Consider the following 23,733-nt stretch of genomic DNA (forward strand, 5'->3'; position numbering starts at 1 on the left):
GACACGGCGGATGTGAAACACTTCACAGACAACGCGGTCGGTTGAAGAGAAAAAATCCTGAAATAACGGGTTGACTCTGAAAGAGGAAAGCGTAATATACGCCACCTCGCAACGGTGAGCGAAAGCCGCGTTGCACTGCTCTTTAACAATTTATCAGACAATCTGTGTGGGCACTCAAAGTGACATGGATTCTTAATGTCTTTGGACAATAAATGAATACCAAGTCTCTGAGTGAACATGCGTAATTCATTACGAAGTTTAATTCACGAGCATCAAACTTAAATTGAAGAGTTTGATCATGGCTCAGATTGAACGCTGGCGGCAGGCCTAACACATGCAAGTCGAGCGGCAGCGGAAAGTAGCTTGCTACTTTGCCGGCGAGCGGCGGACGGGTGAGTAATGTCTGGGAAACTGCCTGATGGAGGGGGATAACTACTGGAAACGGTAGCTAATACCGCATAATGTCGCAAGACCAAAGAGGGGGACCTTCGGGCCTCTTGCCATCAGATGTGCCCAGATGGGATTAGCTAGTAGGTGGGGTAACGGCTCACCTAGGCGACGATCCCTAGCTGGTCTGAGAGGATGACCAGCCACACTGGAACTGAGACACGGTCCAGACTCCTACGGGAGGCAGCAGTGGGGAATATTGCACAATGGGCGCAAGCCTGATGCAGCCATGCCGCGTGTATGAAGAAGGCCTTCGGGTTGTAAAGTACTTTCAGCGGGGAGGAAGGTGTTGAGGTTAATAACCTCAGCAATTGACGTTACCCGCAGAAGAAGCACCGGCTAACTCCGTGCCAGCAGCCGCGGTAATACGGAGGGTGCAAGCGTTAATCGGAATTACTGGGCGTAAAGCGCACGCAGGCGGTCTGTCAAGTCGGATGTGAAATCCCCGGGCTCAACCTGGGAACTGCATTCGAAACTGGCAGGCTAGAGTCTTGTAGAGGGGGGTAGAATTCCAGGTGTAGCGGTGAAATGCGTAGAGATCTGGAGGAATACCGGTGGCGAAGGCGGCCCCCTGGACAAAGACTGACGCTCAGGTGCGAAAGCGTGGGGAGCAAACAGGATTAGATACCCTGGTAGTCCACGCCGTAAACGATGTCGACTTGGAGGTTGTGCCCTTGAGGCGTGGCTTCCGGAGCTAACGCGTTAAGTCGACCGCCTGGGGAGTACGGCCGCAAGGTTAAAACTCAAATGAATTGACGGGGGCCCGCACAAGCGGTGGAGCATGTGGTTTAATTCGATGCAACGCGAAGAACCTTACCTACTCTTGACATCCAGAGAACTTTCCAGAGATGGATTGGTGCCTTCGGGAACTCTGAGACAGGTGCTGCATGGCTGTCGTCAGCTCGTGTTGTGAAATGTTGGGTTAAGTCCCGCAACGAGCGCAACCCTTATCCTTTGTTGCCAGCGGTTAGGCCGGGAACTCAAAGGAGACTGCCAGTGATAAACTGGAGGAAGGTGGGGATGACGTCAAGTCATCATGGCCCTTACGAGTAGGGCTACACACGTGCTACAATGGCGCATACAAAGAGAAGCGACCTCGCGAGAGCAAGCGGACCTCATAAAGTGCGTCGTAGTCCGGATTGGAGTCTGCAACTCGACTCCATGAAGTCGGAATCGCTAGTAATCGTAGATCAGAATGCTACGGTGAATACGTTCCCGGGCCTTGTACACACCGCCCGTCACACCATGGGAGTGGGTTGCAAAAGAAGTAGGTAGCTTAACCTTCGGGAGGGCGCTTACCACTTTGTGATTCATGACTGGGGTGAAGTCGTAACAAGGTAACCGTAGGGGAACCTGCGGTTGGATCACCTCCTTACCTTAAAGAACCTGCCTTTGCAGTGCTCACACAGATTGTCTGATGAAAAGTAAATAGCAAGGCGTCTTGCGATTGAGACTTCAGTGTCCCCTTCGTCTAGAGGCCCAGGACACCGCCCTTTCACGGCGGTAACAGGGGTTCGAATCCCCTAGGGGACGCCACTTGCTGGTTCGTGAGTGAAAGTCACCTGCCGTCATATCTCAAAACTGACTTGCGAGTCACGTTTGAGATATTTGCTCTTTAAAAATCTGGATCAAGCTGAAAATTGAAACGACACATCTTTAAGGTGTGTTCGAGTCTCTCAAATTTTCGCAATCAGAAGTGAAACATCTTCGGGTTGTGAGGTTAAGCGACTAAGCGTACACGGTGGATGCCCTGGCAGTCAGAGGCGATGAAGGACGTGCTAATCTGCGAAAAGCGCCGGCGAGGTGATATGAACCTTTGACCCGGCGATGTCCGAATGGGGAAACCCAGTGCAATTCGTTGCACTATCGTTAACTGAATACATAGGTTAACGAGGCGAACCGGGGGAACTGAAACATCTAAGTACCCCGAGGAAAAGAAATCAACCGAGATTCCCCCAGTAGCGGCGAGCGAACGGGGAGCAGCCCAGAGTCTGAATCAGCTTGTGTGTTAGTGGAAGCGTCTGGAAAGTCGCACGGTACAGGGTGACAGTCCCGTACACGAAAGCACACAGGTTGTGAACTCGAAGAGTAGGGCGGGACACGTGGTATCCTGTCTGAATATGGGGGGACCATCCTCCAAGGCTAAATACTCCTGACTGACCGATAGTGAACCAGTACCGTGAGGGAAAGGCGAAAAGAACCCCGGCGAGGGGAGTGAAAAAGAACCTGAAACCGTGTACGTACAAGCAGTGGGAGCACCTTCGTGGTGTGACTGCGTACCTTTTGTATAATGGGTCAGCGACTTATATTCTGTAGCAAGGTTAACCGTATAGGGGAGCCGAAGGGAAACCGAGTCTTAACTGGGCGTTAAGTTGCAGGGTATAGACCCGAAACCCGGTGATCTAGCCATGGGCAGGTTGAAGGTTGGGTAACACTAACTGGAGGACCGAACCGACTAATGTTGAAAAATTAGCGGATGACTTGTGGCTGGGGGTGAAAGGCCAATCAAACCGGGAGATAGCTGGTTCTCCCCGAAAGCTATTTAGGTAGCGCCTCGTGAACTCATCTTCGGGGGTAGAGCACTGTTTCGGCTAGGGGGCCATCCCGGCTTACCAACCCGATGCAAACTACGAATACCGAAGAATGTTATCACGGGAGACACACGGCGGGTGCTAACGTCCGTCGTGAAGAGGGAAACAACCCAGACCGCCAGCTAAGGTCCCAAAGTCATGGTTAAGTGGGAAACGATGTGGGAAGGCACAGACAGCCAGGATGTTGGCTTAGAAGCAGCCATCATTTAAAGAAAGCGTAATAGCTCACTGGTCGAGTCGGCCTGCGCGGAAGATGTAACGGGGCTAAACCATGCACCGAAGCTGCGGCAGCGACACTATGTGTTGTTGGGTAGGGGAGCGTTCTGTAAGCCGTTGAAGGTGTGCTGTGAGGCATGCTGGAGGTATCAGAAGTGCGAATGCTGACATAAGTAACGATAAAGCGGGTGAAAAGCCCGCTCGCCGGAAGACCAAGGGTTCCTGTCCAACGTTAATCGGGGCAGGGTGAGTCGACCCCTAAGGCGAGGCCGAAAGGCGTAGTCGATGGGAAACAGGTTAATATTCCTGTACTTGGTGTTACTGCGAAGGGGGGACGGAGAAGGCTATGTTAGCCGGGCGACGGTTGTCCCGGTTTAAGCATGTAGGCGGAGGTTCCAGGTAAATCCGGTACCTTTTAACGCTGAGGTGTGATGACGAGGCACTACGGTGCTGAAGTAACAAATGCCCTGCTTCCAGGAAAAGCCTCTAAGCATCAGGTAACATTAAATCGTACCCCAAACCGACACAGGTGGTCAGGTAGAGAATACCAAGGCGCTTGAGAGAACTCGGGTGAAGGAACTAGGCAAAATGGTGCCGTAACTTCGGGAGAAGGCACGCTGATATGTAGGTGAAGCCCCTGCGGGTGGAGCTGAAATCAGTCGAAGATACCAGCTGGCTGCAACTGTTTATTAAAAACACAGCACTGTGCAAACACGAAAGTGGACGTATACGGTGTGACGCCTGCCCGGTGCCGGAAGGTTAATTGATGGGGTTAGCGGCAACGCGAAGCTCTTGATCGAAGCCCCGGTAAACGGCGGCCGTAACTATAACGGTCCTAAGGTAGCGAAATTCCTTGTCGGGTAAGTTCCGACCTGCACGAATGGCGTAATGATGGCCAGGCTGTCTCCACCCGAGACTCAGTGAAATTGAACTCGCTGTGAAGATGCAGTGTACCCGCGGCAAGACGGAAAGACCCCGTGAACCTTTACTATAGCTTGACACTGAACACTGGTCCTTGATGTGTAGGATAGGTGGGAGGCTTTGAAGCGTGGACGCCAGTCTGCGTGGAGCCGTCCTTGAAATACCACCCTTTAATGGCTGGTGTTCTAACGTAGACCCGTAATCCGGGTTGCGGACAGTGTCTGGTGGGTAGTTTGACTGGGGCGGTCTCCTCCCAAAGAGTAACGGAGGAGCACGAAGGTTAGCTAATCCTGGTCGGACATCAGGAGGTTAGTGCAATGGCATAAGCTAGCTTGACTGCGAGAGTGACGGCTCGAGCAGGTGCGAAAGCAGGTCATAGTGATCCGGTGGTTCTGAATGGAAGGGCCATCGCTCAACGGATAAAAGGTACTCCGGGGATAACAGGCTGATACCGCCCAAGAGTTCATATCGACGGCGGTGTTTGGCACCTCGATGTCGGCTCATCACATCCTGGGGCTGAAGTAGGTCCCAAGGGTATGGCTGTTCGCCATTTAAAGTGGTACGCGAGCTGGGTTTAGAACGTCGTGAGACAGTTCGGTCCCTATCTGCCGTGGGCGCTGGAGAATTGAGGGGGGCTGCTCCTAGTACGAGAGGACCGGAGTGGACGCATCACTGGTGTTCGGGTTGTCATGCCAATGGCACTGCCCGGTAGCTAAATGCGGAAAAGATAAGTGCTGAAAGCATCTAAGCACGAAACTTGCCCCGAGATGAGTTCTCCCTGAGACTTTAAGTCTCCTGAAGGAACGTTGAAGACGACGACGTTGATAGGTCGGGTGTGTAAGCGCAGCGATGCGTTGAGCTAACCGATACTAATGAACCGTGAGGCTTAACCTTACAACGCCGAAGATGTTTTGGCGAAGAGACGAACAATCAAAATTCAGCCTTGATACAGATTAACAGAATTTGCCTGGCGGCTTTAGCGCGGTGGTCCCACCTGACCCCATGCCGAACTCAGAAGTGAAACGCCGTAGCGCCGATGGTAGTGTGGGGTCTCCCCATGTGAGAGTAGGGAACTGCCAGGCATCAAATTTAGCGTGCTGATATGGCTCAGTTGGTAGAGCGCACCCTTGGTAAGGGTGAGGTCCCCAGTTCGACTCTGGGTATCAGCACCACTTTATACTTAGGTTAAAGTTCGGCAAGAAGTAAAAGAATTTGTCTGGCGGCTTTAGCGCGGTGGTCCCACCTGACCCCATGCCGAACTCAGAAGTGAAACGCCGTAGCGCCGATGGTAGTGTGGGGTCTCCCCATGTGAGAGTAGGGAACTGCCAGACATCAAACAAGTGAAAAGGCCATCCGAAAGGATGGCCTTTTTGCGTTATGATTCTCGTGAAAACGGTAGGCCCGGTAAGCGCAGCGCCACCGGGCAAAAACAGCAGATTAATGAATCACCTGCGACAGGAATGCTCGCGTACGTTCTGACTTCGGATGCGCAAAGAACTCATCCGGTGGCGCCTGCTCAACAATCTCCCCACGGTCCATAAAGATCACCCGGTCAGCCACGGTTCTCGCGAACCCCATCTCATGCGTGACGCACAGCATAGTCATGCCGGATTGTGCCAGCCCAATCATGGTATCCAGAACCTCCTTCACCATTTCCGGATCGAGAGCTGATGTCGGTTCATCAAACAGCATAATTTTCGGTTTCATACACAGTGAACGGGCGATAGCCACACGCTGCTGCTGGCCACCCGATATCTGGCCAGGGAACTTATTCGCATGCTCTGCGATACGTACGCGCTCCAGGTAGTGCATTGCCAGCGCCTCGGCTTCCTTTTTCGGCATCTTCCGTACCCAAATCGGTGCAAGCGTACAGTTCTGCAGAACGGTCAGGTGCGGAAACAGATTAAAGTGCTGAAAGACCATTCCCACTTCCTGACGCACGCGTTCGATATTGCGGATATCTTCATTTAGCTCGATACCATCAACCACGATGCGTCCTTGCTGATGCTCTTCAAGATGGTTAATGCAGCGAATGGTTGTGGATTTCCCGGAGCCGGAAGGGCCGCACAGGACAATGCGTTCGCCCTGCTTGACCTTGAGATTAATGTCCTTCAGGACATGAAACTGTCCGTACCATTTGTTCACGTTTTCCAGCGTAATCATCGCGTCGGCGGGTGTCATAGTTATTTGGCTCATATTTTCCTCAGTGCGGTGTACGCCCGGTGTTAAAGCGCTTTTCCAGATGCTGGCTGTAGCGCGACATGCTAAAACAAAAGATCCAGTAGATCAGGGCAGCAAAGACATATCCTTCGGTGGACATGCCCAGCCAGACAGGGTCAACGGTTGCCTGCTGCACGCTGCTAAAGAGATCGAACAATCCGATGATGATCACCAGGCTGGTATCCTTGAAGAGGGCAATGATCGTGTTGACCAGACCCGGGATGACCAGCTTGAGTGCCTGGGGAAGAATGACCAGCCCCTGCGTTTTCCAGTAGCCGAGCGCCAGTGATTCTGCCGCTTCGTACTGGCCTTTAGGCAACGCCTGCAGACCTCCGCGCACAACTTCTGCAACATAGGCGGACTGGAAGAGAATTACCCCGACCAGGGCACGGATCAGTTTGTCGATCGTTGTGCCTTCAGCCATAAACAGCGGTAGCATGACCGACGACATAAACAGGACGGTGATAAGCGGTACGCCGCGCCAGAACTCAATGAAGATAACGGAGAGCACGCGGACGATCGGCATTTTGGAACGTCGCCCCAGAGCAAGTAGAATCCCCCACGGCAGAGCACCGGCTATCCCCACTGATGCGATAATCAACGTCAGCGTCAGCCCGCCCCACTGGCGTGTTTCAACGCGTTCCAGCCCCAGAAAACCGCCATAGAGCAGCACCCAGACAATAATCGGATAAACCACCGCCCAGACGGCAATATAGCGTCCACGGTGAGGCAGCTTTTTCCAGAACATGACTGCGACAGAGAGCAGACCGATAACCAGCGCCAGATTAATCCGCCAGCGCTGTTCATGCGGATACAACCCATACATGAACTGACCGAAGCGTTCATGGATAAACACCCAGCAGGCGCCGGCTTTTGTACAGTCTGCCCGGGTTGAACCGACCCAGTTGGCCTGTAAAAACGCCCAGTTCAGCAGGGGAGGAATCAACTCCCACATGAGCCACAGGCAGACAATCGTCAGCAGGCTGTTACTCCAGTTGGAGAACAGATTCTTGCGCGCCCAAAGAATGAAACGTCCACCTGTCGAGTTGGCAGGGCGCGAGGAGTGCGACAGTATCGCTTTTGTCATCATAAATCCTTAGCGCTCGACCAGTGCTATACGACGGTTATAGAGGTTCATCAGCAGTGAAATTACCAGGCTGATGATCAGATAGACAGACATGGTGATGGCGATGGTTTCAATGGCTTGTCCGGTCTGGTTAAGCACGGTTCCGGCGAAGAGTGACACCATATCGGGATAACCAATGGCAGCGGCCAGCGACGAGTTTTTGACAATATTAAGATACTGGCTGGTCAGAGGGGGAATGATGACCCGTAAAGCCTGCGGGATGATGACCTGGCGAAGCGTTACCGTATGCGGTAATCCCAGTGAGCGTGCCGCCTCGTGCTGTCCGTAAGGTACGGCCTGGATCCCGGCACGGATAATCTCGGCAATAAACGCGGACGTATAAATCGACAGCGCCAATGTCAGAGCTGCCAGCTCGGGAATTAATACCATCCCGCCCTGAAAGTTGAAGCCCCGCAGATGGGGAATGTCCCAGTGCAGTGCGGCCCCAAACAGCCAGTGAGCCACCAGCGGCAGGCTAACGAACAGGACGACAGCCGTCGGCCAGGTTCTGCGAAGCTGGCCGGTTTTGATCTGATGCGTGCGGTTAAAACGGAATACCCCAACAGTGAGAGCAAGCGCGATCGCAATCGCGCCGATAAAAGCGTACAGACCTTCACCTGGCAGAGGAGAAGGAATGGACAGCCCACGGTTGCTCAGGAAAAAAAGCTCAAACGCGTCGACGGCCTGACGGGGGCCGGGTAGGTTACGCAATACGGCAAAATACCAGAAGAAGATCTGCAGGAGCGGGGGGATATTGCGGAACGTTTCAATATAAACAGTCGACAGCTTCCGCAGGAGCCAGTTTTCAGAAAGACGCGCCAGACCAATAAAGAAGCCCAGTATCGACGCGAAGACGATACAAAGCGCCGATACCAGCAGCGTATTCAGTAAACCGACCACGAACACGCGTCCATACGTGTCACCTTCCTGGTAATCAATAAGATGCTGAACAATGCCAAACCCCGCGCTGCGATCTAAAAACGCGAAACCGGAGGTAATGCCGCGATTATTCAGGTTGGTGATGGTGTTATGGATGAGATACACGGCGATGAGAACAACCGCAACAATAGCAATAATCTGGAATAGCCAGGCGCGGACCGCGGGATGAGAAAAGGATAGCGATCCTTTTACGGCTGAGCGGCGATGGGACATAAAGAAACCTCAGTAACCATGACTCTGGAGTGGGCACTGCCGGAGCAGTGCCCGTTACAGCTATGACTTAACGTACTGGTGGTGCGTACTGAATACCGCCGTTGTTCCAGAGATTGTTCTGGCCGCGTTTGATCTTCAGCGGGCTTTCCGATCCCACGTTGCGTTCAAAGATCTCAGAGTAGTTGCCCACCTGTTTGATGATGTTGTAGGCCCACTTGTTATCCAGCTTCAGATCCTTGCCGAAATCACCTTCTGTACCCAGCAGGTGTGCCATATCCGGGTTGGATGGTTTAGCCGCTTTCTCATCCACGTTTTTCGAGTTGATGCCCATCTCTTCTGCGTTCAGCATGGCAAACAGCGTCCAGCGAACAATGGAGAACCAGTCTTCATCGCCACGACGTACCACCGGCCCGAGGTTCTTTGGAGATCACTTCAGGCAGAACAATCCATTCTGCAGGATTGCTCAGCTTAATGCGTAAGGCATACAGCTGTGACTGGTCAGAGGCCAGCGTGTCGCAACGGCCGGATTCCAGCGCTTTGGCCGACTCATCCGAGCGGTCGAATGTCACTGGCGTGTATTTCATGTTATTTGCTTTGAAATAATCGGCCACGTTCAGCTCGGTATCGGTGCCCGCCTGAATACAAACGGTAGCGCCATCCAGCTCTTTGGCGCTTTTCAGGCCCGCTTTATTGTGGGTCAGGAAGCCGATACCGTCATAATAGGTCACGCCCGTGAATGACATCCCCATCCCTGCGTCGCGGGAGGAAGTCCAGGTGGTATTACGGGAGAGCATGTCAACCTCACCGGACTGCAGCGCCGTAAAGCGTTCTTTCGCCGTCAGCGGGGTATATTTTACTTTGCTGTCATCACCAAAAACGGCGGCAGCAACGCCACGGCAGACGTCCACATCGATACCGGTAAATTTGCCGTTCGCATCGGCATAAGAGAAGCCAGGCAAACCGTCACTAATACCGCATTGAACAAAACCTTTCTTTTTAACGGCATCCAGTGTCGTTCCCGCATGGGCTTGACCGGCTACGGCAAACATCATGCCTGCAGCGGCCAGGCTGGCTATCATCGTCTTTTTCATAATGCATCCTGTGTGGCGAAATTTATCGTTATAGAGGCGTTTTTAAACGCTTTACCTGTCTGTGGCGTTGGCCAACGTTTATAAAGCAAACGTAATGCCAGTTTTGCGTTCGACAAAATAAGAGATGAGTGAACGCTTAATGCTGAGTGTAGACAGGCTTAAATAAAACGAGCGCCCTGAAACGGTGCGAAATTACAACCTGTGCCACAAATTGGAGCAAAAGTTATGAGTCGCGTCAGGAAAAAGACAAGATAGTTTCTAGCGTGAATATTGGCAGGGTAGTCAATAATATTAATGTGTGAAAATCATCACAATAGAACCGGTAATTTAAATGAGTATACGAAAAAGATGTGACTGGTTTCAGGATGAAATGAACAGCGCGAATAAATACGGGGCTATTTTTTTACTTATTTGAAAATAGTGCACTGATTAAAAGCAAAAGCGCGGTCAGAGCCGCGCTTTCTTAACAGCTGTTACTTCGTCAGGGCAACAATACCCAGCGTCAAACCTGCCACTGCGGCAGCACCGCCGGCGATAGCACCTGCAGTTTCCCAGTTATCCTGGGTGGTGCCTTTCATGCAGGTATTGGTATGAACCAGTCGGCCCTGGTCGTCGTAAACCGGTACACATGGAGAGTCGTGCGCGCAACCAGCAAGCAGCGCAGCGAGTAGTGCAACGGAAATGAATCTTTTCATGATGTTACCTCAATATTATTTCTCATCCGCTATAAAGCCAGGAGGGCAATTAACGAACTGGAGGTTATTTTACCACCGGGGTAAGTCCGCGTTACACGAGGAATAATCTCAAATTATGTCGTTTGTAAAAATCGTGGAGAAAAGTCGGTTTCAGGACGAATTAATGGGGACATTATGAAGCCGCAAGAGAGTATTTTTACTTAATGCAAATCATCGTATTTTTAACATTAGTTTTGCTTAATGCCTAATTCATTGTTTATGTTAAAAATAAAAAAGGCACGCGAGGTGCCTTTTTAGGGAAATGTTAATCTTTATGGCGGGTAAAGCGTCGACGGACCACCACAAAGAAGACGGGTACGAAGAAAATCGCCAGCAGCGTTGCGGAAAGCATTCCTCCCATCACGCCCGTACCGACGGCGTTTTGCGCACCGCTCCCGGCCCCGGAGCTGATCACCAGCGGCATGACGCCCAGTATAAAGGCCAGAGACGTCATCAGGATCGGTCGAAGGCGCATCCTTGACGCCTCCAGCGTGGCCTCAATGATGCCTTTACCCTCTTTCTCCATCAGGTCCTTAGCAAATTCGACGATCAAAATGGCGTTTTTCGCTGACAGACCAATCGTGGTAAGCAGGCCGACCTGGAAATAGACGTCATTGTTTAACCCGCGCAGTGATGCTGCGAGAAGCGCCCCGATGACCCCCAGCGGCACAACCAGCATGACGGAGAACGGAATGGACCAGCTTTCATACAGCGCCGCCAGACACAGGAACACCACGATCAGTGAGATGGCGTACAGTGCAGGCGCCTGGTTACCCGAAAGTCGCTCCTGGTAAGACATTCCCGTCCAGTCATAACCGATGCCGGAAGGCAGTTTTGCCGCGAGGCTTTCCATCATAGCCATGGCTTCGCCGGTACTTTTACCCGGGGCTGATTCACCGAGGATCTCCATAGAGGGCATTCCGTTGTAGCGCTCCAGACGAGGTGAACCGTAAACCCAGTGAGCGTTGCTAAAGGCTGAGAACGGCACCATTTCCCCGTTCGCACTGCGCACGTAAAGATTGTTAATATCTCCTGGCAACATACGGAATTTTGCATCAGCCTGGACGTAGACCTTTTTCACGCGCCCATGATCGATAAAGTCATTCACATAGGTGCCGCCTAAGGCTGTTGAAATCGTCTGGTTGACGTCAGAAAGACTGATGCCCAGCGCCTGGGCTTTCTCCTGGTCGACGTCCAGCTTGAACTGTGGCGTATCCTCCAGACCGTTAGGACGCACGCGTACCAGCAGGTCGGGGTGCTCTTTCACCATGCCGAGCAGCTGGTTACGCGCCTGCGTCAGTTGGGTATGTCCGAGGTTAGCCTGATCGATCAGTTCAAAGTCGAAGCCCGTGGCGGTACCCAGCTCAATAATGGCAGGCAGGTTAAACGGGAAAACAAGGCCGTCTTTAATCTGACTGAAGGCTTTCGTCGCACGCCCCACAATCGCCTCGACCCCATTTTGTGCCCCAGGACGCTCCTCCCAGGGCTTCAGGCTGATGAAGGCAATACCGGAGTTCTGGCCCTGGCCACTAAAGCTAAAGCCGTTTACGGTAAAGACGGATTCAACATTCGCCTTCTCTTTATTCAGGTAGTAGTCCTGAACCTGATCGAGGACCTGCTGAGTACGCGTCTGGGTTGCCCCCGCAGGCAGCTGAACCATCGTCATAAACACCCCCTGATCCTCTTCGGGGAGGAAGGAGGTGGGTAAGCGCAGGAAGAGCACCGCCATCCCACCGACAATAATGACGTATACCACCAGGTAGCGCCCGGTTTTGCGCAAGATACCGCTCACGCTGTGACTGTAGTGCTCCACGCTCTTATCAAAAAGCGCATTAAACCAGCCGAAGAAGCCCCCTTTTTTCTCATGATGATCGGCGGATACGGGCTTAAGCAACGTTGCACAGAGTGCAGGCGTCAGGATTAGCGCAACCAGTACGGACAACGCCATCGCGGAAACGATAGTCAGCGAGAACTGGCGATAGATCGCCCCCGTCGAGCCGCCAAAAAAGGCCATCGGGATAAAGACCGCCGAGAGCACCATGGCGATCCCCACCAGCGCACCCTGAATCTGCCCCATCGACTTCTGCGTGGCCTCTTTAGGCGGCAGCTTGTCCTCGACCATGACGCGTTCAACGTTCTCGACGACCACAATAGCGTCATCAACCAGCAGGCCTATCGCCAGCACCATGCCGAACATTGTCAGGGTATTGATGGAGAAACCGAACGCCGCCAGAACCGCGAAGGTACCCAGCAAAACGACCGGAACCGCGATCGTCGGGATGAGCGTTGCCCGCAGGTTTTGCAGGAACAGGTACATGACCAGGAAGACGAGAACGATCGCCTCAAACAGGGTCTTCACTACTTCGTGGATGGAGATTTTCACAAACGGCGTGGTGTCATAGGGGTAGACGACTTTGAGCCCCTGCGGGAAGAACGGCTGCAGTTGTGCCAGCTTGCTCTTGATGGCTGCTGCCGTATCCAGCGCATTGGCCCCGGTTGCCAGCTTAATCCCCAGGCCGGTTGCCGCCTGCCCGTTGATTTTTGTCACCATGTTGTAGTTTTCGCCACCCAGCTCAATGCGAGCCACATCCTTCAGATGCACCGTCGAGCCGTCCTGGTTCACCTTGAGCGTCACGCGACCGAACTCTTCCGGTGATTTCAGGCGGGTTTGCGCGATGATCGAGGCATTCAGCTGTTGTCCCGGGATGGACGGCGTCCCGCCCAACTGGCCTGCCGCTATCTGGTCGTTCTGCGTTTTCAACTGGTTGATGATATCCAGCGGCGTCAGTTGGTATTTGTTCATCGCATTGCTGTCGAGCCAGATACGCATCGCATACTGAGCGCCAAACAGCTGCACGTCACCGACGCCAGACGTTCGGCTGATGGCATCTTTGACGTTCGAGGCGACATAGTCGGAGATGTCATCCTGCGTCAGGTTTTTGTTGTCTGATACAAAACCGGCAACAAGCAGGAAGCTGCTGCTGGACTTCTCAACGCCAATCCCCTGCTGCTGCACCTCTTGCGGCAGCAGCGGCATGGCGAGCTGCAGCTTGTTCTGAACCTGCACCTGGGCGATGTCCGGATCGGTTCCGGACTCGAAGGTCAGGGTGATCGTGACGTTACCCGCTGAATCGCTGGTGGAGGACATATACATCAGGTTATCGATACCGTTCATGTTCTGTTCGATAACCTGGGTCACGGTATCCTGTACCGTCTGGGCATCTGCTCCCGGGTAGGTCGCGGATATCGCCACGGCGGGAGGTGCAATGGTCGGATACTGTGCGACGGGAAGTTTGAGAATGGCCAGTCCGCCTGCAATCATCAAAATGATGGCAAGTACCCAGGCGAAAACCGGTCTCTGAATAAAGAAATTAGCCATGTCGTCGTCCCTTAACTGGCCGGAGCGGTGGTGGTATCAGGCGTAGCGACGACGGTTACGCCCGGTCTAACCTTCTGTAGTCCGCTGACAATCACGCGGTCACCGTTTTTCAGCCCTTCCGTTACCAGCCAGCGGTCGCCAATCGCCTGTGGCGCAACGACGGTGCGAGACTCAACCTGATTTTTATCGTTCACCACCATCACGGTGGCATCGCCTCGCGGTGTGCGGGTCACGCCTTGCTGGGGAACCAGTATCGCATCCGGCTGTGTACCTTCATCAATGCGGGCGCGAACGAACATACCGGGTAACAGCAGATGTTGAGGATTCGGGAAAATGGCGCGCAGGGTAATCGAGCCGGTACTTTCATCCACCGTGACGTCGGAGAACTGCAATGTGCCTTTCAGCGGATAGGGCTGCCCGTTCTCCATCAGTAGCTCAACGCTGCTGGCGGTATCGCCTTTTTGCAGGCTCGTCTGCTTCAGACGCATAAAATCATTACTGGACTGGGTCACATCGACGTAAATCGGATCAAGCTGCTGGACCGTTGCCAGCGCCGCGGTTTGTCCGTTCGTCACGAGCGCGCCTTCCGTCACGCTGGATTTGCCGATGCGGCCATCGACGGGAGACGTCACTTTGGTATAGGCAAGATTGATGCGTGCACTTTCAACGCCCGCTTTGGCGGCGACGACGCTGGCATCTGCCTGCTGGGCCGTGGCGACGGCCTGGTCATACTCTTGCTTGCTGACATACTGTGTGCCAACCAGCGGGAGATAACGTTTCACCGTCAGGTGCGCAATATTGGCCGCCGCCTGGGCCTTCGCCAGCTCGCCTTTCGCGTTATCGTAAGCCGCCTGATAGGTTGCAGGATCAATCTGATAAAGCGAATCCCCGGCTTTTACATCGCTGCCTTCCGTGAAGTTGCGGCGCAGGATAATACCGCTAACCTGGGGACGAACCTCTGCTACGCGGAACGCATCAGTTCTGCCCGGGAGTTCAGTGGTGACAGCCAGCGGTGCGCTTTTCACAATATGCACGCTGACCTGGGGGGCCTGCGGATGTTGCGGTTGGTTTTCCTGGCCATCGCATCCTGAGAGCAGTACAGCGCAGACAATGAAACCGGCTAAAGGTAAGCGTCTGAAATGATTCGTCATTACTGGTCCTTTAAATACCCAGAAACCGATATTTGGCGTGAATCGGTAGCAGGGGCTGCGGGATAAAAAATAAAATGTAGCTGCGTATAATAATGAGGGTATTTAATGTTTTTTAATTTATAAGTGCGAATGACAAGGTCTGAGCGGAAAAATCAGAATCAGGCTCGGTTTATTTCTCCGTCATCTTCCGGCAAGCTAATCAGTTAAATAGCGCTTAACATGATTTAATTATTCATGTTGTGAATTTAAACTTAAATATGTATTTAGCTAAGCTATAAATTAAGAAGATTGACTTTTTTTGTGCAAAATTAAAACGGAATTTGGTGAATACTTTCTTTCTCCTGACCCCTGTGTTACGTATAAATCTTGTGAGTAGCGAGTAGTTGTCTATGGCGCGTAAAAAGAAAGAAGAAGCTCAACAAACCCGGCAGCAGCTGATTGAGGCGGCTATCGGGCAGTTTGCGACGCGTGGCGTAGCCAACACGACGCTGACGGACATCGCGGATGCCGCAAAGGTTACGCGCGGTGCCATTTACTGGCACTTCACCAGTAAAGCCGAAATATTTAATGCCATCTGGGAGCAGCAATTACCGCTTCGCGACATTATTCGCGACCGGCTTTCCCTTTCCGAAGGTGATGATCCATTGTTAATACTTCGTGAGCAATTTATTACTGCGCTGCAGTATATTGCGCGTGAGCCCCGACAATGTGCCCTTTTACAAATTCTGTATCACAAATGTGAATTTAGCAGCGATATGATTTCTGAGAGTGAGATCAGAAAACGGATTGGGTTCAATTATGACACGCTGCGTGCCACGCTGGAGGCCTGTATTTCACGTAACATCATTTCGCCAAAGGTAAATGTTGATCTGACCCTGATCATATTCCACGGTTTTTTTAGCGGAATCATTAAAAACTGGTTAATGAATAACGACAGTTTCAATCTTTTTCAGCAGGCTCCCGCCCTGGTCGATAGCATTCTGGCGACACTGCCTGTCATTCGCGTATCGCCTCATGATGATGCTTACAGCTCAGCGCCAGGTAACATTTCTCCTCGCGCGCAAAGTGCCTCAATGGTTTGCGCGCTGACGGGTTTACCTAACAGATAACCCTGAAGGGTGTTGCAACCCAGCTCGGTTAAAAAGGCTTGCTGTGCTTCGGTTTCCACACCTTCAGCCACGACTTTCAGGTTGAGTGTTTTGGCGAGGGCCACAATCGCTGAGACAATGGTGGCATCCTCGCTTTCCCCGCTTAGCTCTTTCACAAACGCCCTGTCGATTTTCAATTCACAGGCCGGTAAGCGCTTGAGGTACAGCAGGCTCGAATATCCGGTACCAAAGTCATCAATGGAGGCCTTTACGCCCGCTTCTGTCAGCTCTGTCAGCACCCGCACACTTTCATCCGGGTTGCTCATTGCCGTGGTTTCCGTCACTTCCAGGATCAACATTTCTGGTGGCACATGATGAAGTGCCAGACAATTGAGAACCGTGTTGACCAGCGAAGGCTGTTCAAACTGCAGCGTCGACAGGTTTACCGCCATTGACCAGCTTTGATGTCCCTGAAGATGCCATTCACGCAGCTGGCGACAGGCTTCATTAATTACCCAGTTGCCGATAGGGATAATCAGCCCCGTTTTCTCCGCCAGCGGCAGGAAAAGGTCCGGGGTCAGTAACCCCTGCTTAGGATGCTGCCAGCGCAATAACGCCTCAAATCCAAGGATAGGGCCGGCGGGGGCGTGAAATTTTGGCTGGTACAGCAGGCGTAGCTCATTGCGATCGATCGCCATCCACAGATCGTTCATTAACTGAAGATGGGTCTGCGCCAGCGTATTCATCGAGGGCTGGAAAAAGTGGTAACCGTTCCGGCCCATGTGCTTGGTATGGTACATCGCCGCGTCGGCGTTAAACATGAGCTCACGTTCGGTTTTGCCGTCGTGAGGATACAGCGCGATCCCAATGCTGAGGGTCACCACCAGTTCATAGTGGTCGAGGTTGAACGGGTTATCGATCGCGCGCACCAGCGAATTCGCCAGCGATGCCGCATCGTCCGGGCCTTCTCCCTCGGCCAGCAGAACAAACTCATCACCGCCGATACGTGCCAGGGTGAACTGGCCCTTCAGGAGATGCAGCAGACGCTCCGTAACGGCAATCAGCAGCTTGTCACCGACATCATGGCCGTAAGCGTCATTGATGGCTTTAAAACCGTCGAGATCCATGAACATCAGGGCGAAATGGGTCCCTTCACGATCGGCTTTGCTGATGGCCTGATCGAGTCGATCTTCCAGCAGGATACGGTTGGGGAGACGCGTCAGGGTATCGTGCAGGGCCAGTTGTGCGAGTTCCCGGTTAGCTTCTGCAAGCGACGAGGCCAGAAGGGCGGTACGTGCCTGAAGGCGGGCATCCAGCATTGATACCAGCAGGGTAATCCCAAGAATAGAAAGCGCGACGACGCTAACCAGCACCGCCAGCCAGCTCCCGTTGATACCCTCATGGTGAACCATTGTGGATATCGGAAACTGTGCGGCTTTCATCCCGGCGTAGTGCATCCCGGCAATGGCAATGCCCATGGTGATAGCGGCCCCCGTGCGCATCAGCACGACCTGAGCGGCATCGTGACGCAGGCGGAAGGTCAGCCATAATGCAGCGAGTGAAGCGGCAAGCGCAATGGCGACCGAAATGGCCACCCAGACCTTGTCCCAGATAATCCCGGGCATCACCTCCAGCGCAGCCATGCCGGTGTAATGCATGGCAACAATACCGCTTCCCATCACCAGCGCACCGGGCAGCAGACGGCGCAAGCGTAACCGATCGCAGCTAACGAGCCAGAGCGCAAACAGTGACGACCCCACGGCGATGACCATGGATAACACCGTCAGGGTGGCGTTGTAGCTCATGCTCATGGAGAGGTCCATCGCCAGCATGCCGATAAAATGCATGGCCCACACGCCTATGCCCATTGCAATACCGCCGCCAGCCAGCCAGACGCGGGCTGCGACGCCCTGACTCCCGGCGACACGTGCCGCCATATTCAGTGCGGTATATGCGGCAAGAATGGCAACAACAAAGGAGAGGACAACAAGGATATGGTTGTATTGGCTGACCAGCATGGATGGTTCTACTCGAGTGTGAGGTTACGCTAGAGCGGTTGAGAAGGGCGAGACATTATCACCGTCGGGTAATGGCTCAAAGGGATTTAAATCCCCGTTTTTAGTGGGTAATAACGGGGAGATTTGCGCAATCAGGCGATTAGTCGAGCTCTGAGCAGTTCACGAGTTTCAGGGGATTCACGGAGTTCATATTGCGACACTTATCGGTTTCGGTGCTCATCAGTTCAATCCACTGCATCAGGAGTGCATCGAAAATCAGAACGGAGATTGCAAAGACAACCAGCCACCAGTATTTACGAATCATTGTGTCATTCCGCGAGAAGAGCGCCAGTAGAGTGGGGGAAATATACACCAAAAGCGGCGGTTTTAAAGCGGGATAAGCGAAGGTTTACAAAGCGTTGACGGACTGAAGCAGGAAATAAAAAAGGCGCTTCCCCATGCCGAAGAGCGCCTTTTTAAACAAGCATTTAACTGATTAGTATCAGTTCATGCCGTATTTTTTCAGTTTCTTACGCAGAGTACCACGGTTGATACCCATCATCAGCGCAGCGCGGGTTTGGTTACCGCGGGTGTATTGCATCACCATGTCCAACAGTGGCTGTTCAACTTCAGCCAGTACCAGCTCATACAGGTCATTAACATCCTGACCGTTCAGTTGAGCAAAATAGTTCTTCAGTGCCTGTTTAACCGAGTCACGCAGGGGCTTTTGAGTTACCTGGTCCTGAGAGTTAACGGTAGAAACGGTCAGTACGTCAGAATTTACGCGTTGTTCGAACATAGTTCTGTCAGCTCTTTATTTCATTACGCAAGATTTTCGAAGTATGCCTCCAACGCCTCCAGCTGTTCGCTGGCATCCTCTATGGCGTTGAATGTGCGCCGAAACTGGTCATCTGGAGCGTGCTCCTGGAGATACCAGGAAACGTGTTTACGCGCAATTCGGTACCCTTTCGCCTGACCGTAGTGGTCATGCAGTTCCCGAACATGCGAACAAAGCAAGCGCTTAACCTCTGCCAGAGGCAGTGGAGCAAGCAGCTCTCCAGTGTCCAGATAATGCTGGATTTCCCGAAAGATCCAGGGTCTTCCCTGAGCGGCACGTCCTATCATCAGAGCATCAGCTCCCGTATAGTCGAGCACAGCTCTGGCTTTAAGCGGGTCAGTTATGTCGCCATTCGCGATAATCGGAATGGAAACTTTCTGCTTAACTGCCCGAATGCTGTCGTATTCAGCTTCACCGTTGAACAAACAGGCGCGCGTGCGTCCATGAATGGTCAGGGCCTGAATGCCACAGTCTTCGGCCAGTTGGGCAATCTCTACACAGTTACGGTGTTCCGGCGACCAACCCGTGCGAATCTTTAACGTAACAGGAACGTCCACTGCGCTGACAACCGCCGTCAGGATAGCTTTCACCTGGTCGGGGTATTGCAGAAGGGCTGAACCTGCAAGCTTGCGATTCACTTTTTTGGCCGGGCACCCCATATTGATATCAATAATCTGGGCACCACTTTCCACGTTGATACGCGCGGCATCTGCCATCTCTTCAGGCACGCTTCCGGCAATTTGCACGGTGCGAATACCCGGTTCATCAATGTGCACCATCCGAAGGCGGGATTTATCGCTTTCCCAAACCTGCGGGTTAGACGACATCATCTCGGATACGGTTAAACCGGCTCCCATCTCATAGCACAGCGTCCTGAACGGCCGGTCGGTAATACCTGCCATAGGGGCTGCGATCAGGCGATTTCTAAGCTGGTGGTGTCCGATGCGCATGAGTTAAGAAATGACCATACTGTGACTGCAAGGCGGCGTATATTACGCATTTTTTGCACGAGATGAAAGGCCAAACTTTGAACAATCCACTGTTGTAGATCAAGGAATCGCCGCTCAATCTTTCCGTTAAGAATTATTCACTATTTAAATCATTATGTTATGTTGGAATGGCTATTTTATGGGCGCTTACAATTTCCCGTAACTTCTCATCATTTCTGAATAAACGGCTTACCTCAGCGGGATAATCTGCTGTTTTTAGCAGCAGATTTTCCCTCTTCTTTGCGATCTGCGTCGCATTTTAGAACATGATCTTAAGCCTCTGGATGGGCGTTATTCGACCACAACACGCCCATGCAGAGACTGTACCGGACGGTTATTATCGTGATGCATGGTATGAGTAAATTTCTCAAGCTGTTCTGCTGAGACGGTTAACGGCTGTTTGAGCACGATCCAGGTGACCCCTTCAGAACACGGTGGCGTGGTCAACGAGCCACTAAAGCGCCAGTAGGTTTTCACCTTTGGCAGCAGTTTGTTCAGGTTGAGATCCTTCTCAAGGGTTACGTTCTGTTCAGCCTGCTGCGGCATCACGCTCCACAGCTTTTCCAGCTCCGGATTCGCAGCACCTTTATCAAACATGACGGCCACCACGGCCAGCTCACCCGCGCTGTTTTTATGAACCAGATGCATCTCCATCGCGTACTTTTTGCCGTGCACGGTGTTTTCGCTCGGCGCATGGAAGTGGAACTGCTGTAACGTCCAGGTTTGCTTGTCCAGGGTTATCGTGTTGCGGGTATCTGCCTTTTCGCTGGCCTGAATGGTGTGGCCATTGTTTGTCAGCCCCACTGGGCCATCAATGTAGTGCGTTTTAAGCGGGGAGAGATGGGCGTTAGCGGTTGAATCAATATTAATTGGAGACTGGTTCATTCCGCTTTGACAGGTCTTGTAAGCCTCGTCCAGTTCGCCCCAGTGTTCCGGTGAACCTTCCCCTTCGTAGCTCCAGTGTGACGCAAATGCTGAAGCCGAAACCATGCTCAGCGCCAGCAGCGCTGCCTTGCCTGTAATGTGTTTCATCATATTCTTCCGGTGAATTTTTATAATACAAATCAACATGATTTGTGTGGTTATTTTACCGAAGAATGGCAGAGGGAGAGAGGATTATCAGTGGGAGAAAGGCGTGGTCAGATGACCACGCCAAATGCTTATTTTTTACGACCGGTAATACGACACCACTCTTCTTTCTCCACCACCGGGTCGAGAGTGAAAAGATCGGCGTAGGCGTCGCACACGCTGTCCGCCTGGCTTGCCAGGATACCCGAAAGCCCCAGCAGACCGCCCTCAACGGGCAGCACGCTGATTAACGGGGCCAGCTCACGCAGTGGGCCTGCCAGAATGTTTGCGACCACCACGTCGGCTTTCATGGCTTCTGGCTGTGCATCCGGCAGATACAGCTCCAGACGATCGGAAACGCCGTTACGCTCGGCGTTGTCGCGGCTGGCCTGAATGGCCTGCGGATCGATATCGATCCCGATGGCTTTAGCCGCACCCAATTTCAGGGCGGCAATCGCGAGGATCCCGGATCCACAGCCGAAGTCGATCACCGTCTTACCGTCCAGATCGAGACCATCCAGCCACTGCAGGCACAGGGACGTCGTGGGATGGGTGCCGGTACCAAACGCCAGACCCGGATCGAGCATGACGTTAACCGCGTTTTCATCAGGAACCTCACGCCAGCTCGGGCAGATCCACAGACGCTTGCCGAACTGCATCGGGTGGAAGTTATCCATCCACTCGCGTTCCCAGTCTTTGTCTTCCAGCTGTTCGATTTTGTGCGCAAACCCAGCGCCCAGCAGAGGGTGGTTTTCCAGAATCGCGACGACCTCTTTCATGTCGGTTTCAGCATCAAACAGGCCGATAACGTCGGTATCACCCCACAGGCGGGTTTCGCCCGGCAGAGGTTCAAAGACCGGCGTGTCATGCGTGTCCTGGAAGGTGATAGAGACCGAGCCGGCCTCCATCAGCGCATCGCTCAGTTCCTCGGCGTTAGCGCCGGTTGTGTTCAGTTTTAGTTGGATCCACGGCATGGCAAAACTCTTTATTTATCAGTAGAAATCATAGCGGGCTGTGGGACGGGCTGACCAAAACGGTTCCCCACCACAAACGCCAGTAAACTTAGCAGTAACGAAGGCACAATCGGATGGAAGCCCAGGTACTGAATCTTAAACGTTGCGAGAACGGCGTACAGCACACCGCCGACAATCATGCCGCTCAGCGCGCCCGCCGCGTTTGCACGCTCCCAGTAGAGCCCTAACACCAGCGGCCACAGGAATACCGCTTCAAGCCCACCAAACGCCAGCAGGTTCAGCCAGATGATCATCTCCGGCGGGCGCCATGCGGCTAACATCATCAGAATGCCGAGCACCAGCGTGGTCCACGTCGAGATGCGTTTCAGCTTTTGCTCATTATGCATTTTAGCCGGACGCGCGCTGAGCCACAGATCTTTGATGATAGTGGCGGAAGCCTGCAGCAGGTGCGCGTTAACGTTAGACATGATGGCCGCCATCGGTGCAGCAAGGAACAAACCTGCGGCCCACGGGGGAAGAACCTGCACCATCAGCGTAGGGATCACCTGATCCGGCACGGTCAGGTGAGGTAATACAGCCCGCCCCAGGGCGCCCGCCAGATGCATACCCAGCATCAGCAGCGCGACAACGACGGTACCAATCACAATTCCCCGATGAACGGCTTTGCTGTCTTTATAGGAGATACAGCGCACGGCGGTGTGCGGCAGACCGATAACCCCGAAGCAGACCAGCACCCAGAAGGAGGTCATAAACGCGGGCGTCAGGATATCATCAGCACCATGAGGGCTGACCAGTTTAGGATCGATCTGCTCCAGCGTTTGCACCGCATTGTGTAATCCACCGGCCGCGTAGATGACGCCGACCAGCAGCACAAGGGTGCCTATCAGCATCACCATGCCCTGCATGGTATCGTTCAGCACGCTGGCGCGGAAGCCGCCAAACGCGGTGTACAGCGCAATCGTGATCCCGAAGATGAGCAGCCCGGTCTCGTACTTAATACCCGCTGCCGTTTCCAGCAGGCGCGCGCCGCCAATAAACTGAACGGCAATGGCGCCGACGAAGGCGACAATCAGGCTGATACTGGCAATCCAGACCACCGCGCGGCTCTGATAACGCGCCTGCAGCATATCGTTTAGCGTAATGGCGTTATAGCGGCGAGCGAGTATGGCAAATTTTTTGCCCAGAATACCCAGTGACAGCCAGATCGTGGGCACCTGGATCATGGCCAGCAGTACCCAGCCCAGCCCGTATTTATACGCCGCGCCCGGCCCGCCAATGAACGAACTGGCGCTCACGTACGTGGCGGTCAACGTCATCGCCAGCACAAACCCGCCCATCGAACGGCTGCCGAGGAAATATTCGCTCAGGAACGATCCGGTACTGCGTTTGCGCATGGCATAGAAAGAGAGGCCAAAAACCACGATCAAATAGACAACCAGTACGGTGATGATTTCAGTTTGCATCACGATCCTCCAGCGGGAAATCGCGGAAGATAAAGCGCACCATCAGCCAGCTGAGCAAAATGAAAATCAACGGTACCAGCAGACACGCCATTTCAAACCAGTGCGGCAGGCCGGTGATACCGGAGGCTGAATTCGGTAAGTAAGCAGTTACTAACCATGCGGCGAGATAGAGAAGGGTCAGCCACAGCGCCCAGCGCGCTTCTTTATGGGCCTGAACAAAACGTTTGTCCATTTTTTGTCCCTTGTGGATGAAGAAAGCGGGGATTGTACATGATGAGGCTTTCCAGG

General features: G+C 53.1%; 15 protein-coding genes, 2 tRNA genes, 4 rRNA genes and 1 pseudogene. 7 read left to right on the plus strand and 15 right to left on the minus strand.

Going from position 1 to position 23,733, the window contains the following annotated elements; all coding sequences use genetic code 11:
* The first annotated feature begins 280 nt into the window (after nt 1-280).
* From ACMGGE_RS18905 to rrf (ACMGGE_RS18930), 6 genes are all read left to right on the plus strand, one after another.
* A 16S ribosomal RNA gene (locus ACMGGE_RS18905) occupies nt 281-1,822 on the plus strand.
* A gap of 85 nt (nt 1,823-1,907) precedes the next feature.
* A tRNA-Glu gene (locus tag ACMGGE_RS18910) sits at nt 1,908-1,983 on the plus strand.
* Between the two features lie 182 nt (nt 1,984-2,165).
* Nucleotides 2,166-5,069 (plus strand): 23S ribosomal RNA (locus ACMGGE_RS18915).
* 72 nt (nt 5,070-5,141) lie between these two features.
* Nucleotides 5,142-5,257 (plus strand): 5S ribosomal RNA (gene rrf / locus ACMGGE_RS18920).
* Between the two features lie 14 nt (nt 5,258-5,271).
* Nucleotides 5,272-5,347 (plus strand) — tRNA-Thr (locus tag ACMGGE_RS18925).
* A 43-nt stretch (nt 5,348-5,390) separates the two neighbouring features.
* Nucleotides 5,391-5,506: ribosomal RNA gene (gene rrf, locus ACMGGE_RS18930) — 5S ribosomal RNA — on the plus strand.
* Together the 16S, 23S and 5S rRNA genes with 2 tRNA genes alongside form the textbook arrangement of a ribosomal RNA operon.
* Nucleotides 5,507-5,612: 106 nt before the next feature.
* Here rrf (ACMGGE_RS18930) and ACMGGE_RS18935 read toward each other — a convergent pair.
* The 7 genes and pseudogenes from ACMGGE_RS18935 to ACMGGE_RS18965 all read right to left on the minus strand — a co-directional run bounded on the left by ACMGGE_RS18935 (nt 5,613) and on the right by ACMGGE_RS18965 (nt 15,028).
* Nucleotides 5,613-6,371 (minus strand): amino acid ABC transporter ATP-binding protein, encoded by a 759-nt coding sequence (locus ACMGGE_RS18935; RefSeq protein WP_014171880.1) that lies wholly within the window; start codon nt 6,369-6,371, stop codon nt 5,613-5,615.
* Between the two features lie 7 nt (nt 6,372-6,378).
* On the minus strand, nt 6,379-7,482 hold the full coding sequence (locus ACMGGE_RS18940) for an amino acid ABC transporter permease (protein ID WP_048225192.1): 1,104 nt from the start codon (nt 7,480-7,482) through the stop codon (nt 6,379-6,381).
* A 9-nt stretch (nt 7,483-7,491) separates the two neighbouring features.
* Nucleotides 7,492-8,673, minus strand: coding sequence for an amino acid ABC transporter permease (locus ACMGGE_RS18945; RefSeq protein WP_069719888.1), 1,182 nt, complete (start codon nt 8,671-8,673; stop codon nt 7,492-7,494).
* 67 nt (nt 8,674-8,740) lie between these two features.
* A pseudogene (locus tag ACMGGE_RS18950) lies at nt 8,741-9,764 on the minus strand (amino acid ABC transporter substrate-binding protein).
* Nucleotides 9,765-10,237: 473 nt separating this feature from the next.
* On the minus strand, nt 10,238-10,459 hold the full coding sequence (locus ACMGGE_RS18955; protein WP_008502867.1) for a lipoprotein: 222 nt from the start codon (nt 10,457-10,459) through the stop codon (nt 10,238-10,240).
* Nucleotides 10,460-10,763: 304 nt separating this feature from the next.
* On the minus strand, nt 10,764-13,877 hold the full coding sequence (locus ACMGGE_RS18960; RefSeq protein ID WP_420294049.1) for an efflux RND transporter permease subunit: 3,114 nt from the start codon (nt 13,875-13,877) through the stop codon (nt 10,764-10,766).
* A gap of 11 nt (nt 13,878-13,888) precedes the next feature.
* A complete protein-coding gene (locus ACMGGE_RS18965; protein WP_069719890.1) occupies nt 13,889-15,028 on the minus strand; it encodes an efflux RND transporter periplasmic adaptor subunit in 1,140 nt (379 codons plus the stop codon).
* A 389-nt stretch (nt 15,029-15,417) separates the two neighbouring features.
* Between ACMGGE_RS18965 and envR the strand changes: the two genes are divergently transcribed.
* Entirely contained in the window at nt 15,418-16,137 is a 720-nt protein-coding gene (gene envR, locus ACMGGE_RS18970) for an acrEF/envCD operon transcriptional regulator (RefSeq protein ID WP_048028792.1), read from the plus strand.
* Here envR and ACMGGE_RS18975 read toward each other — a convergent pair.
* The 8 genes from ACMGGE_RS18975 to ACMGGE_RS19010 form a co-directional block, all read right to left on the minus strand.
* The gene (locus tag ACMGGE_RS18975; protein ID WP_420294050.1) at nt 16,053-18,134 is read right to left on the minus strand and encodes a putative bifunctional diguanylate cyclase/phosphodiesterase; all 2,082 of its coding nucleotides are present in this window, start codon (nt 18,132-18,134) and stop codon (nt 16,053-16,055) included. The two genes, envR and ACMGGE_RS18975, sit on opposite strands and share 85 nt — an antisense overlap.
* A gap of 139 nt (nt 18,135-18,273) precedes the next feature.
* Nucleotides 18,274-18,438 (minus strand): DUF2556 family protein, encoded by a 165-nt coding sequence (locus ACMGGE_RS18980; RefSeq protein WP_008502862.1) that lies wholly within the window; start codon nt 18,436-18,438, stop codon nt 18,274-18,276.
* 177 nt (nt 18,439-18,615) lie between these two features.
* Nucleotides 18,616-18,912, minus strand: a complete 297-nt coding sequence (fis, locus tag ACMGGE_RS18985; protein ID WP_000462905.1) for a DNA-binding transcriptional regulator Fis — start codon at nt 18,910-18,912, stop codon at nt 18,616-18,618.
* Nucleotides 18,913-18,935: 23 nt separating this feature from the next.
* The gene (gene dusB / locus ACMGGE_RS18990; protein WP_008502861.1) at nt 18,936-19,901 is read right to left on the minus strand and encodes a tRNA dihydrouridine synthase DusB; all 966 of its coding nucleotides are present in this window, start codon (nt 19,899-19,901) and stop codon (nt 18,936-18,938) included.
* 330 nt (nt 19,902-20,231) lie between these two features.
* Complete coding sequence (locus ACMGGE_RS18995; protein WP_045910141.1) at nt 20,232-20,972, minus strand: carbonic anhydrase; 741 nt, start codon at nt 20,970-20,972, stop codon at nt 20,232-20,234.
* A 128-nt stretch (nt 20,973-21,100) separates the two neighbouring features.
* Nucleotides 21,101-21,982, minus strand: a complete 882-nt coding sequence (gene prmA / locus ACMGGE_RS19000; protein ID WP_045910140.1) for a 50S ribosomal protein L11 methyltransferase — start codon at nt 21,980-21,982, stop codon at nt 21,101-21,103.
* A gap of 11 nt (nt 21,983-21,993) precedes the next feature.
* Nucleotides 21,994-23,445, minus strand: a complete 1,452-nt coding sequence (gene panF / locus ACMGGE_RS19005; RefSeq protein ID WP_032650448.1) for a sodium/pantothenate symporter — start codon at nt 23,443-23,445, stop codon at nt 21,994-21,996.
* On the minus strand, nt 23,435-23,677 hold the full coding sequence (locus ACMGGE_RS19010; protein WP_048028794.1) for a YhdT family protein: 243 nt from the start codon (nt 23,675-23,677) through the stop codon (nt 23,435-23,437). Before ACMGGE_RS19010 ends, panF begins: the two co-directional genes overlap by 11 nt.
* Nucleotides 23,678-23,733 lie beyond the last annotated feature (56 nt).

The sequence above is a fragment of the Enterobacter sp. BNK-22 genome (assembly GCF_048684805.1).
Classification (GTDB): domain Bacteria; phylum Pseudomonadota; class Gammaproteobacteria; order Enterobacterales; family Enterobacteriaceae; genus Enterobacter; species Enterobacter quasiroggenkampii.

Bases quoted from the DNA above. Each gene is read 5' to 3' on its own strand.
- ACMGGE_RS18935 (WP_014171880.1), bottom strand. From the start codon at position 6,371: ATGAGCCAAATAACTATGACACCCGCCGACGCGATGATTACGCTGGAA.
- ACMGGE_RS18940 (WP_048225192.1), bottom strand. From the start codon at position 7,482: ATGACAAAAGCGATACTGTCGCACTCCTCGCGCCCTGCCAACTCGACA.
- ACMGGE_RS18945 (WP_069719888.1), bottom strand. From the start codon at position 8,673: ATGTCCCATCGCCGCTCAGCCGTAAAAGGATCGCTATCCTTTTCTCAT.
- ACMGGE_RS18955 (WP_008502867.1), bottom strand. From the start codon at position 10,459: ATGAAAAGATTCATTTCCGTTGCACTACTCGCTGCGCTGCTTGCTGGT.
- ACMGGE_RS18960 (WP_420294049.1), bottom strand. From the start codon at position 13,877: ATGGCTAATTTCTTTATTCAGAGACCGGTTTTCGCCTGGGTACTTGCC.
- ACMGGE_RS18965 (WP_069719890.1), bottom strand. From the start codon at position 15,028: ATGACGAATCATTTCAGACGCTTACCTTTAGCCGGTTTCATTGTCTGC.
- envR (WP_048028792.1), top strand. From the start codon at position 15,418: ATGGCGCGTAAAAAGAAAGAAGAAGCTCAACAAACCCGGCAGCAGCTG.
- ACMGGE_RS18975 (WP_420294050.1), bottom strand. From the start codon at position 18,134: ATGCTGGTCAGCCAATACAACCATATCCTTGTTGTCCTCTCCTTTGTT.
- ACMGGE_RS18980 (WP_008502862.1), bottom strand. From the start codon at position 18,438: ATGATTCGTAAATACTGGTGGCTGGTTGTCTTTGCAATCTCCGTTCTG.
- fis (WP_000462905.1), bottom strand. From the start codon at position 18,912: ATGTTCGAACAACGCGTAAATTCTGACGTACTGACCGTTTCTACCGTT.
- dusB (WP_008502861.1), bottom strand. From the start codon at position 19,901: ATGCGCATCGGACACCACCAGCTTAGAAATCGCCTGATCGCAGCCCCT.
- ACMGGE_RS18995 (WP_045910141.1), bottom strand. From the start codon at position 20,972: ATGAAACACATTACAGGCAAGGCAGCGCTGCTGGCGCTGAGCATGGTT.
- prmA (WP_045910140.1), bottom strand. From the start codon at position 21,982: ATGCCGTGGATCCAACTAAAACTGAACACAACCGGCGCTAACGCCGAG.
- panF (WP_032650448.1), bottom strand. From the start codon at position 23,445: ATGCAAACTGAAATCATCACCGTACTGGTTGTCTATTTGATCGTGGTT.
- ACMGGE_RS19010 (WP_048028794.1), bottom strand. From the start codon at position 23,677: ATGGACAAACGTTTTGTTCAGGCCCATAAAGAAGCGCGCTGGGCGCTG.